The sequence below is a fragment of the Burkholderia sp. Ac-20349 genome, from assembly GCF_017104865.1.
Classification (GTDB): Bacteria; Pseudomonadota; Gammaproteobacteria; order Burkholderiales; family Burkholderiaceae; genus Burkholderia; species Burkholderia aenigmatica.
In genome coordinates this window covers 1-11,020 of sequence record NZ_JAAGPM010000198.1, presented here as the reverse complement: position 1 = coordinate 11,020, position 11,020 = coordinate 1, and the positions used below count along the sequence as shown (strand labels likewise).

Below are 11,020 nucleotides of genomic sequence, written 5' to 3'. Positions count from 1 at the left end.
TTGGACGCGGCGCGATCGAACAGGACAAGCGCTTCCGACGTGTTGAGGTGCCTCGACATGTACAGGAAGCCGTCGACCCGCTGGTCGTGCCGGTGCACGGCGGCGGACCATTGTTGCGGGATGTCGTTCTGGTAATGCAGCACGAGCATCTGGCGCGCGCCGCGCACGGCGGCGAGCGGCGCGCAGGTCACGCGCGCGAACGCCGTATCGGCGAGCTTGTCGACGCGCGCGACCTTCGCGACCGGCAGGCCGGGCGGATAGACGCCGTCGAGGCCGCTCGTGACGAGCTCGTCGCCGACGACGAGGTCCGCGCTGGTCGGCACGAAGCGCAGGTCGAGCGAATCGCCCTTCGGCGTGCCGTAGATCACGCTGCGCAGGCCGGTGCGCAGCACCTGCACGGGAATCGCGAGATCGCGGTCGGTGACCAGCGTGACTTCGGACTGCAGCGGGAACACGCGCGTGACCTGGCCGACCACGCCGTTTTCGCTGACGACGGGCGCACCGTTCTGGATGCCCTGCTGCGAACCCTGGCCGATCACGATCTTCTGTGTGAACGGATCGCTCGTGTCGTACTGGATCTCGGCCGGCGTCGATTGCGTCGCGATATGCTGGCGCAGCTCGAGCACCGCGCGCAGGTGCGCGTTTTCCTGCGCGAGCACGGCGGCCTGGTTGGCTTGCGTGGACAGTTGCAGGTTGCGCTTGCGGAGATCGTCGTTCTCGTGGCGCAGCGACGCGCCGGTGACGGCGATGTCGGCCGCGCCCATGAACAGGTCGCGCGGCACGAGCGCGGCGCGCTGCAGCGGATAGAGCACGGTGCCGAGCACGCCGCGGACGATTTCGAGCGTGCTGAAGCGCGCGTCCGAGACGAGGAGCGCGATGGCGAGGGCAACGAAGAAGATGAGCCGCGCGAGCGCGGGCGGACCTTGCTTGAAGAGGGGCGGCGGACTGTATTCCATGGTCGGCGCCGGGCGCGTGTGATCGGTTAAATGATGCTCAGACGCGCAAACGGCGCGGCGGTTCGTTCTGAACGATCGATCCGGCCGCGCCGCGGGTGCGTCATATCAACGAACTGCCTAGACGATCACTCGTACGAGAAGATGCTGCCCAGCTTGTCCATGCGTTCGAGCGCCATGCCCGAACCGCGTACGACGCAGGTGAGCGGATCTTCCGCGACGAGCACCGGCAGGCCGGTTTCTTCCGCGAGCAGGCGGTCGAGGTCGCGCAGCAGCGCGCCGCCGCCCGTCAGCATCATCCCGCGTTCGGCGATGTCGGCACCGAGTTCCGGCGGGGTCTGTTCGAGCGCGATCTTCACCGACGACACGATCTGGTTCAGCGGATCGGTCAGCGCTTCGAGGATTTCGTTGCTGGAGATCGTGAAGCTGCGCGGAATGCCTTCCGACAGGTTGCGGCCCTTCACTTCCATTTCCTTGACTTCGGAGCCCGGGAACGCGGAGCCGATTTCCTTCTTGATCGCCTCGGCGGTCTGCTCGCCGATCAGCATCCCGTAGTTGCGGCGGATGTAGTTGACGATCGCCTCGTCGAACTTGTCGCCGCCGACGCGCACCGAACCCTTGTACACGATGCCGCCGAGCGAGATCACGCCGACTTCCGTCGTGCCGCCGCCGATGTCGACGACCATCGAGCCGGTCGCTTCCGACACCGGCAGGCCCGCGCCGATCGCGGCCGCCATCGGCTCTTCGATCAGGTAGACCTGCGATGCGCCGGCGCCGTGCGCGGCTTCCTTGATCGCGCGGCGCTCGACCTGGGTCGAACCGCACGGCACGCAGATGATGATGCGCGGCGACGGCGAGAACATGCGCGACTCGTGGGCCGTCTTGATGAACTGCTTGATCATCTGCTCGGTGACGGTGAAGTCGGCGATCACGCCGTCCTTCATCGGGCGGATCGCCTCGATGTTGCCCGGCACCTTGCCGAGCATCTGTTTGGCTTCCTTGCCGACTGCCTGGATCGTCTTCTTGCCGTTGGGGCCGCCTTCCTGGCGGATCGACACGACGGACGGCTCATCGAGCACGATGCCCTTGCCGCGCATGTAGATCAGGGTGTTTGCGGTGCCGAGGTCGATCGCCAGATCGTTGGAGAAGTAGCTGCGCAAAAAACCGAACATTCAGAATCCTGTTTCGCTCTGGGCCGGCCCTGCATAGCGAGCGCTGAGGGCGGCAGCGGAAAAAATAACAGCCTCGGGAAGCGTGGCGGAAGCGGCCGCCGCGGCGCACGAAGCTGCGAGTGATGTCTACCGGGGATCGCACGAAGCACGCACGGCTTGCCGAAGCGGGGCGAAACGGTGCGGGAAAAGGCTGCCGGGTTTGGGTCGAACGCGTAATGATACCTTATAATTTCACGGTATTTGAATCGAAACGGGCGGTATTTTTGCCGCTTCGGCCCCGATTTTTGAGGGTGGGATCGCACCCTCCAACCCCCCGCCGCAGTGCTGCTTTTGATGCGCTGCGCAGCCTTGTTTTTCCGGTGATCGCATGGCCCTGACCCTGACCGATGTGAAACGCATCGCGCACCTGGCGCGACTCGAAATGGCCGACGCCGACGCCGAGCACATGCTCGGCCAGCTCAATGAATTCTTCGGCCTCGTCGAACAGATGCAGGCGGTCGACACCGCCGGCATCGCGCCGCTCGCCCACCCGATCGAACAGATCCAGGCCGTCGCGCAGCGCCTGCGCGACGACGCCGTGACGGAAGTCGTCAATCGCGACGACAACCAGCGCCCGGCGCCGGCCGTCCAGGACGGCCTCTATCTTGTGCCGAAGGTGATCGAGTAAGCATTCGATGACAAGCGCGCCGCCGTCTTCGCGCCGCGCGCCACCCAGAATTCCCAGGAAAACCACTCAATGCACGCAAAAAGCCTGACCGAACTGCGCGCCGCGCTCGCCGCCAAGGAATGCTCGGCCGTCGAGCTCGCGCAGCTCTACCTGAAACGGATCGACGCCGCGCGCGACCTGAACGCGTTCGTCCACGTCGACGCCGACCTGACCCTCGCGCAGGCGAAAGCTGCCGACGCGGAGCTCGCGCGCGGCGCGGGCGGCGCGCTCACCGGCCTGCCGATCGCGCACAAGGACGTGTTCGTCACGCGCGGCTGGCGCTCGACCGCCGGCTCGAAGATGCTCGCGAACTACGAGAGCCCGTTCGACGCGACCGTCGTCGCCCGCCTGCAGGCGGCCGGCATGGTCACGCTCGGCAAGACCAACATGGACGAGTTCGCGATGGGCTCGTCGAACGAGAATTCGGCGTTCGGCGCGGTGAAGAACCCGTGGGACACGAACGCGGTGCCGGGCGGCAGCTCGGGCGGCAGCTCGGCCGCCGTCGCCGCGCGCCTCGCGCCGGCCGCGACCGGTACCGACACCGGCGGCTCGATCCGCCAGCCCGCGTCGTTCGCGGGCGTGACGGGCATCAAGCCGACCTACGGCCGCGTGTCGCGCTACGGGATGATCGCGTTCGCGTCGTCGCTCGACCAGGGCGGCCCGATGGCGCAGAGCGCGTCCGACTGCGCGCTGCTGCTGAACGGGATGGCCGGTTTCGACGAGCGCGACTCGACGAGCCTCGAACACGACGACGAAGACTTCACGCGCCACCTCGGCCAGCCGTGGGCGGCCGGCAACGACGCGGGCAAGCCGCTCGCGGGCCTGCGCATCGGCTTGCCGAAGGAATATTTCGGCGATGGCCTCGCCGACGACGTGCGCGCGGCGATCGACGCGGCCCTCAAGCAGTATGAAGCGCTCGGCGCGACGCTCGTGCCGGTGTCGCTGCCGAAGACGGAACTGTCGATCCCCGTGTATTACGTGATCGCGCCGGCGGAAGCCTCGTCGAACCTGTCGCGTTTCGACGGCGTGCGCTTCGGCCACCGCGCCGCGCAGTACGGCGACCTGCTCGACATGTACAAGAAGTCGCGCGCGGAAGGCTTCGGCCCCGAGGTGAAGCGCCGGATTCTGGTCGGCGCCTACGTGCTGTCGCACGGCTACTACGACGCGTACTACCTGCAGGCGCAGAAGATCCGCCGCATCATCGCGAACGATTTCCAGGAAGCGTTCAAGTCCTGCGACGTGATCATGGGCCCGGCCTCGCCGACGGTCGCATGGGATCTCGGCGCGAAGGGCGACGATCCGGTCCAGATGTATCTGGCCGACATCTACACGCTGTCGGTGAGCCTCGCCGGCCTGCCCGGCATGAGCGTGCCGTGCGGTTTCGGCGCGGGTGCGAACGCGAAGCGCCCGGTCGGCCTGCAGATCATCGGCAACTATTTCAACGAAGCCCGGATGCTGCAGGTCGCGGATGCGTTCCAGCGCGCGACCGACTGGCACAAGCAAGTTCCGGCAGGGGTGGGGAATGAGCCCCCACGCTCACTTTGTTCGCTGCCCCCCGAGGGGGCGCATGCCTCCCTTGAGGCGGCTCGGCGGGAGGCATGAATATGGCTACTCAATGGGAAGTCGTCATCGGTCTCGAGACGCACGCGCAACTGTCGACCGTCTCGAAGATTTTCTCCGGCGCGTCGACGCAGTTCGGCGCCGAGCCGAACACGCAGGCCTGCCCGGTCGACCTGGCGCTGCCGGGCGTGCTGCCGGTGCTGAACCGGGGCGCGGTCGAACGCGCGATCCGCTTCGGCCTCGCGATCGGTTCGACCATCGCGCCGCGCAGCATCTTCGCGCGCAAGAATTATTTCTACCCCGATCTGCCGAAGGGCTATCAGATCAGCCAGTACGAGATTCCGGTCGTACAGGGCGGCCAGATCACGATCCAGGTGCCCGCCAACGAAAAGGCCGGCAAGGAAGCGTACGAGAAGACCGTCAACCTGACCCGCGCGCACCTCGAGGAAGATGCGGGCAAGTCGCTGCATGAAGACTTCGCCGGGATGACGGGGATCGACCTGAACCGCGCGGGCACGCCGCTGCTCGAGATCGTCACCGAGCCGGAAATGCGCAGCGCGGCCGAGGCCGTGGCCTACGCGAAGGCGCTGCACGGGCTCGTCGTGTGGCTCGGCATCTGCGACGGCAACATGCAGGAAGGCTCGTTCCGCTGCGACGCGAACGTGTCGGTGCGCCCGGTCGGCCAGGAGAAGTTCGGTACGCGCGCGGAAATCAAGAACCTGAACTCGTTCCGGTTCCTCGAAGAAGCGATCAACTACGAAGTGCGTCGTCAGATCGAGCTGATCGAGGACGGCGGCGAAGTCGTGCAGGAAACCCGCCTCTACGATCCGGACAAGCGCGAGACGCGTTCGATGCGCAGCAAGGAAGACGCGCATGACTACCGCTACTTCCCCGACCCCGACCTGATGCCGCTCGTGATCGGCCAGGACTGGATCGAGCGCGTGCAGTCCGGGATGCCCGAGCTGCCGGCCGCGATGCAGCAGCGCTTCGCCGACGAATACGGCGTGTCCGCGTACGACGCGGGCGTGCTGACGTCGAGCAAGGCGATGGCCGCGTACTTCGAGGCCGTGGTCGCGAAGGCCGGCACCGCGAACGCGAAGATCGCCGCGAACTGGCTGATGGGCGACGTATCGTCGCAGCTGAACCGCGACGGCATCGAGATCGACGCGATCCCGGTCTCGGCCGCGCAGCTCGCGCTCGTGCTGCAGCGCATCGCCGACGGCACGATCTCGAACAAGATCGCGAAGGAAATCTTCGCGACGATCTGGGACGAGAAGGCCGACGACGAAGGTGCGGCGGACCGCATCATCGACGCGAAGGGGCTGAAGCAGATCTCCGACACCGGCGCGCTGGAAGCGATCATCGACGAGGTGCTCGCGGCGAACGCGAAGTCGGTCGAGGAATTCCGCGCAGGCAAGGAAAAGGCGTTCAACGCGCTGATCGGCCAGGCGATGAAGGCGACGAAGGGCAAGGCCAATCCGCAGCAGGTCAACGAACTGCTGAAGAAGAAGCTCGGCTGAGCATGCACGCGCGTCTGAACCGCGCTTGACGACGGGCCGCTCCGAACCAGTTCGGGGCGGCCCGTTGCGTTTGGTGGATGCGTTATCGTATGCACCACAGCGTCCAACGGAGGAACGAATGGCGAAACAACCGTCGCTCGACGATTTCCGCGTGCCGTACTGCACGCACGAGAAGGAAGCCGCAGCATTCAAGCTCGACGCGTTCGACCCGGCCGCGAAGCCGTTCTCGTCCGGTTCGAAGGACGACGACCGCGCAAGGTTGTCGGCCGTGTCGACCGAACTCGACGTGCAGCAGGAGCGCCTGCACACGCAGCAGAAGAAGCGCGTGCTGCTCGTGCTGCAGGGGATGGATACCAGCGGCAAGGACGGCACCGTGCGTGCGGTGTTCCGCGAGGTCGATCCGCTCGGCCTGCGCGTCGTGCCGTTCAAGGCGCCCACGCCGATCGAGGCCGCGCACGACTTCCTGTGGCGGGTGCATGCGCAGGTGCCGGCCGCGGGCGAGCTCGCGATCTTCAACCGCAGCCATTATGAAGACGTGCTCGTGCCGCGCGTGCTCGACCTGATCGACGCGAAGGAGTGCGAGCGCCGCTACCGGCAGATCCGCGATTTCGAGACGATGCTGGTCGAGAACGGCACGACGATCATCAAGTGCTTCCTGCACATCTCGAAGGACGAGCAGCGCGAGCGGCTGCAGGCGCGCATCGACGATCCGACCAAGCACTGGAAGTTCGACATCTCCGATCTCGACGCGCGCAAGCACTGGGATGCATACCAGTCCGCCTACCGCGACGCGCTCGCGGCGACGTCGGCCGAGCATGCGCCGTGGTACGTGATCCCGGCGAACTCGAAGACGCACCGCAACGTGATGATCGCCGAGCTGCTGCTGCGCACGATGACCGACATGAAGCTGGAGTTCCCGCCGCCGAAGCCCGAGCTCGAAGGCGTGAAGATCCGTTAAGCTGCCACCCTGTAAAACATCGAACTGAACGGAATCCGACATGATGCGAGTGATTACCGCCAACCTGAACGGCATCCGCTCCGCCGCGAAGAAGGGCTTCTTCGAGTGGCTCGGCGAACAGAACGCCGATTGCGTGTGCGTGCAGGAAATCAAGGTTTCGGCCGACGACCTGCCGGCCGAATTCGTCGAGCCGCACGGCTTCAAGAGCTATTTCCACCATGCCGAGAAGAAGGGCTACAGCGGTGCCGGCGTGTACAGCCGCCGCGAGCCCGATGACGTGATCATCGGCTTCGGCAGCAGCGAATTCGATACGGAAGGGCGCTACGTCGAGGCGCGCTACGGCAAGCTGTCGGTCGTGTCGGTGTACGTGCCGTCCGGCTCGAGCGGCGAAGAGCGCCAGCAGGCGAAGTACCGCTTCATGGACGAGTTCATGCCGCACCTCGCCGAGATGAAGAAGAAGCGCGAGGTGATCCTGTGCGGCGACGTGAACATCGTCCACAAGGAAATCGACATCAAGAACTGGAAGAGCAACCAGAAGAATTCGGGCTGCCTGCCGGAAGAGCGCGAGTGGCTCACGAAGCTGTTCGACGATGTCGGCTATGTCGACGTGTTCCGCACGCTCGACCCGCGCGCCGAGCAGTACACGTGGTGGAGCAACCGCGGCCAGGCGTATGCGAAGAACGTCGGGTGGCGGATCGATTACCAGATCGCGACGCCGGGCGTGGCCGGCACCGCAAAAAGCACGTCGATCTTCAAGGACATCAAGTTCAGCGACCATGCGCCGCTGACGGTGGACTACGACTACAAGAAGTGACGTCCCGCGCTGCGCCGCGGGCGTAGCAGCCGGATTATCCAGCCGCCAGATGCAGAAACGGGCCGCATGTCGAACATGCGGCCCGTTTCGTTTGGGGCGGCGATCTCGTGCGTGCTGCCCGGCGGCGCTTACTGCTTGATCGACGCCATGTCGATCACGAAGCGGTACTTCACGTCGCTCTTCAGCATCCGCTCGTAGGCCGCGTTGATCTGCTGCATCGGAATCGTTTCGATGTCCGACGTGATCCCGTGCTCCGCGCAGAAGTCGAGCATCTCCTGCGTTTCCGCGATCCCGCCGATCAGCGAGCCCGCGAGGCGGCGGCGCTTGAAGATCAGGTTGAACACCTGCGGCGACGGATGGTCGTGCTCCGGCGCGCCGACCAGCGTCATCGTGCCGTCGCGCTTGAGCAGGTGCAGGAACGGATTCAGGTCGTGTTGCGCGGCGACCGTGTTCAGGATGAAGTCGAAGCTGTTCAGGTGCGCGTTCATCTGCGCTTCGTCCTTCGAGATCACGACTTCGTGCGCGCCGAGCCGCTTGCCGTCCTCGATCTTCGACGGCGACGTGGTGAACAGCACGACGTGCGCACCCATCGCGCGCGCCAGCTTCACGCCCATGTGGCCGAGGCCGCCGAGACCGACGATCCCGACCTTCTTGCCAGGGCCGACGCTCCACTGGCGCAGCGGCGAGTAGGTCGTGATCCCCGCGCACAGCAGCGGCGCGGCGCCGGCCGGGTCGAGCGTCTCGGGCACGCGCAGCACGAACGCCTCGTCGACGACGAGTTGCGTCGAATAGCCGCCGAACGTGATGTCGCCCGTCACGCGATCCTGGCCGTTGTAGGTGCCGACGAAGCCGTTCTCGCAATACTGCTCGAGACCTTCGGCGCAGCTCGGGCAGGTGCGGCACGAATCGACGAGGCAGCCGACGCCGACCAGCTGGCCGACCTTGAAGCGTGACACCTGCGGGCCGGTCGCGGTCACGCGGCCGACGATTTCATGACCCGGCACGACCGGGTAGATCGTGTTGCGCCATTCGTTGCGGGCCTGGTGCAGGTCCGAGTGGCAGACGCCGCAGTAGAGGACGTCGATCTGGACGTCGAGGTCGCGCAGCGCGCGACGCTGGAATTCGAACGGGGCGAGCGGCGACTGCGAATCGGTCGCTGCGTAGGCATAGGTAGTGCTCATGCAGGGGGCTCCTTGTCCGGGATGGATAACCGGCAAAACAGACTGCCGTCGCACCATGTGGCGATGCGGCGAGGCAGGACGTCATCGTAAGGAGCGCGGCGCCGCGGCGAAATACACGAAGGTCTGGAAGATTTGCCTATTCCTCTCGAATTGCACGTCAACGGCCGTCAAAATGCTTTCAAGGTGCTACATTTCGAGCCAGATTCTCTTGCCGGACAGGACCGCGCCGATGAGCTTCCAGCCCCTTTTCACCGACTCGGACGACCGGGTGCGGCGCCGCATGATCGAGCTGCACACGCGTCTCGCGCCGAACGACGGCGACACGCCGGCGGCGCTCGACGGCGTGCGCTTCATTCGCGTGAGCCGTCCCGCACCGCGCATGCCGGTGCTGTACGAGCCGAGCATCGTCGTCGTGTGCCAGGGGCGCAAGCTCGGCTATCTCGGCGATCGCTCGTTCGTCTACGACGCGCAGCAGTATCTGGTGCTGTCGGTGCCGCTGCCGTTCGAATGCGAGACGTTCGCGAGCATGGTCGAACCGTTTCTCGCGATCTCGATCCGCATCGACCTCGCGGTGATCGCCGAGCTCGCGATCCTGCTCGACGAGACGCTCGGCGCGTCCGTCAGCGAGCCGCTCGGCGTCGATTCGACGCCGCTCGATGCGCCGCTGGCCGACGCCGTGCTGCGGCTGCTCGAAACGCTCGCGTCGCCGCACGACACGCGCGTGCTGGGCCCCGCGATCATGCGCGAGATCGCGTACCGCGTGCTGACCGGCGCGCAGGGCGATGCGATCCGCGCGGCGCTCGTCCAGCAGCATCACTTCGGCCGTATCGCGAAGGCGCTGCGGCGCATCCATGCGGACTTGAAGGCCGACCTCGACGTCGAGACGCTCGCGCGCGAGGCCGGGATGAGCCTCGCGGTGTTCCATGCGCAGTTCAAGCACGTGACGGCGACGTCGCCGATGCAGTACGTGAAGGCCGCGCGGCTGCACCAGGCGCGGCTGATGATGGTGCAGGACGGGGTCGGCGCTGGCGCGGCGGCCGCGCGCGTCGGCTATGCGAGCGCGTCGCAGTTCAGTCGCGAGTTCAAGCGGCTGTTCGGCCGCAGCCCGGGTGACGAGGTGCGCTGGATGCGCGAAAGCGGCGCCCGGCCGGTCGCGGCGGCCGTGGATGCGTAGGGCGGCGTAGCGATCGGCTTCGTGTGGCGCTCAGCGCCGCACGACCTTGCGGCGCTGCGCGCTGATGCCCGCGTAGTCGGGCAGCGTGTCGACGCGCTTGCCCACCGCCTTCGCGTACAGCGGCATGAGATCCGGCAGGCGGTTCAGCAGATCCTGGCGGCGGGCGGTGCTGTACGGATGCGTGTAGATGAAGCCCGTCGCCTTGTTCCCGCGGGTCGCGACCGCGAGCTTGTCCCACAGCGTGATCGCCGCGCGCGGATCGAAGCCCGCGCGTGCGGCGATGTCGCCGCCGATCACGTCGGCTTCAGTCTCGTCGGTCGCGTTGTAGTGGAGCGTCTGCAGGCGTTCGCCGATATTCAGTGCCTGCGGCAGCGGATCGCCGACGCCGAACAGCGGCGGCAGCGCGGCCGCGCGCAGCGACGTCTGCGAGGTCTCGCTGAAGTTGCTGCGCGCGTGTTCGCGCAGTGCGTGCGCGATGCCGTGCGCGAGCAGCACGCCGAGCTCATCGTCGTTCAGGCGGACGCGGTCGAGCAGGCCGCCGTAGACGAGCACCTTGCCGCCCGGCAGGCAGGTCAGCCGGATGTCGCGCGAGCGGATCGCGTTGACGTCCCACGCCCAGTTTTTCACGCGGTCGTTCCACTTCACCGAATACGGCGCGAGCTTCGCGACGATCGCGCGCAAGCGCTTCACGCGCGGCTGGTTCGCGGGCAGCAGGCGATTGCTGTCGGCGGCCGCCTGCACGATCTGCGCGTATTCGTTCGCGGTGAGCTGCTCGAGCAGCGGCGACGGGATCAGCGTGCGGAAGGCAATGGCGTTGCCGTAGCGGACCTGTTGCTGCGTCTGCGCATAAGCCTTCGCCGACGCGATGTAATAGCCGCCCGATGCGCACATGTCGGTCACGACGACGTACAGCGGCTTGTCCGGATACTTCGCGCGCAACCGGCGGATCTCGTCGTAGACCATCCCGGCCTGCACCGGGCTG

General features: G+C 66.4%; 10 protein-coding genes. 6 read left to right on the top strand and 4 right to left on the bottom strand.

Going from position 1 to position 11,020, the window contains the following annotated elements; translation table 11 throughout:
• Both mreC and G3N61_RS35675 read right to left on the bottom strand, forming a co-directional pair.
• Positions 1-956, bottom strand: a 956-nt coding sequence (gene mreC, locus G3N61_RS35680) for a rod shape-determining protein MreC (RefSeq protein WP_241018062.1), incomplete at its 3' end; no start/stop codon positions are given.
• Positions 957-1,081: 125 nt separating this feature from the next.
• Positions 1,082-2,125 (bottom strand): rod shape-determining protein, encoded by a 1,044-nt coding sequence (locus G3N61_RS35675; protein ID WP_004189550.1) that lies wholly within the window; start codon positions 2,123-2,125, stop codon positions 1,082-1,084.
• Positions 2,126-2,492: 367 nt separating this feature from the next.
• Here G3N61_RS35675 and gatC point away from each other — a divergent pair, with 367 nt between their 5' ends.
• The 5 genes from gatC (at position 2,493) to G3N61_RS35650 (ending at position 7,683) form a co-directional block, all read left to right on the top strand.
• The gene (gene gatC, locus G3N61_RS35670) at positions 2,493-2,792 is read left to right on the top strand and encodes an Asp-tRNA(Asn)/Glu-tRNA(Gln) amidotransferase subunit GatC (RefSeq protein ID WP_043184729.1); all 300 of its coding nucleotides are present in this window, start codon (positions 2,493-2,495) and stop codon (positions 2,790-2,792) included.
• Positions 2,793-2,861: 69 nt separating this feature from the next.
• Positions 2,862-4,433, top strand: a complete 1,572-nt coding sequence (gene gatA, locus G3N61_RS35665; protein WP_175026284.1) for an Asp-tRNA(Asn)/Glu-tRNA(Gln) amidotransferase subunit GatA — start codon at positions 2,862-2,864, stop codon at positions 4,431-4,433.
• Between the two features lie 2 nt (positions 4,434-4,435).
• Positions 4,436-5,911, top strand: coding sequence for an Asp-tRNA(Asn)/Glu-tRNA(Gln) amidotransferase subunit GatB (gatB, locus tag G3N61_RS35660; RefSeq protein ID WP_089461776.1), 1,476 nt, complete (start codon positions 4,436-4,438; stop codon positions 5,909-5,911).
• Positions 5,912-6,029: 118 nt separating this feature from the next.
• A complete protein-coding gene (locus tag G3N61_RS35655) occupies positions 6,030-6,869 on the top strand; it encodes a polyphosphate kinase 2 family protein (protein ID WP_043184725.1) in 840 nt (279 codons plus the stop codon).
• Positions 6,870-6,909: 40 nt separating this feature from the next.
• Entirely contained in the window at positions 6,910-7,683 is a 774-nt protein-coding gene (locus tag G3N61_RS35650; RefSeq protein WP_205824705.1) for an exodeoxyribonuclease III, read from the top strand.
• Positions 7,684-7,811: 128 nt separating this feature from the next.
• Here G3N61_RS35650 and G3N61_RS35645 read toward each other — a convergent pair whose 3' ends face one another.
• The gene (locus G3N61_RS35645; RefSeq protein ID WP_089451440.1) at positions 7,812-8,864 is read right to left on the bottom strand and encodes an NAD(P)-dependent alcohol dehydrogenase; all 1,053 of its coding nucleotides are present in this window, start codon (positions 8,862-8,864) and stop codon (positions 7,812-7,814) included.
• 229 nt (positions 8,865-9,093) lie between these two features.
• On the opposite strand from G3N61_RS35645, the gene G3N61_RS35640 reads away from it, so the two are divergent.
• Positions 9,094-10,038 (top strand): AraC family transcriptional regulator, encoded by a 945-nt coding sequence (locus G3N61_RS35640; protein ID WP_089451439.1) that lies wholly within the window; start codon positions 9,094-9,096, stop codon positions 10,036-10,038.
• Positions 10,039-10,068: 30 nt separating this feature from the next.
• On the opposite strand, the gene G3N61_RS35635 is transcribed toward G3N61_RS35640, so the two are convergent.
• Positions 10,069-11,020 (bottom strand): M48 family metallopeptidase (locus G3N61_RS35635; RefSeq protein ID WP_241018061.1); only part of this gene is annotated, 952 nt, incomplete at its 5' end.

Bases quoted from the DNA above. Each gene is read 5' to 3' on its own strand.
- G3N61_RS35675 (WP_004189550.1), bottom strand. From the start codon at position 2,125: ATGTTCGGTTTTTTGCGCAGCTACTTCTCCAACGATCTGGCGATCGAC.
- gatC (WP_043184729.1), top strand. From the start codon at position 2,493: ATGGCCCTGACCCTGACCGATGTGAAACGCATCGCGCACCTGGCGCGA.
- gatA (WP_175026284.1), top strand. From the start codon at position 2,862: ATGCACGCAAAAAGCCTGACCGAACTGCGCGCCGCGCTCGCCGCCAAG.
- gatB (WP_089461776.1), top strand. From the start codon at position 4,436: ATGGCTACTCAATGGGAAGTCGTCATCGGTCTCGAGACGCACGCGCAA.
- G3N61_RS35655 (WP_043184725.1), top strand. From the start codon at position 6,030: ATGGCGAAACAACCGTCGCTCGACGATTTCCGCGTGCCGTACTGCACG.
- G3N61_RS35650 (WP_205824705.1), top strand. From the start codon at position 6,910: ATGATGCGAGTGATTACCGCCAACCTGAACGGCATCCGCTCCGCCGCG.
- G3N61_RS35645 (WP_089451440.1), bottom strand. From the start codon at position 8,864: ATGAGCACTACCTATGCCTACGCAGCGACCGATTCGCAGTCGCCGCTC.
- G3N61_RS35640 (WP_089451439.1), top strand. From the start codon at position 9,094: ATGAGCTTCCAGCCCCTTTTCACCGACTCGGACGACCGGGTGCGGCGC.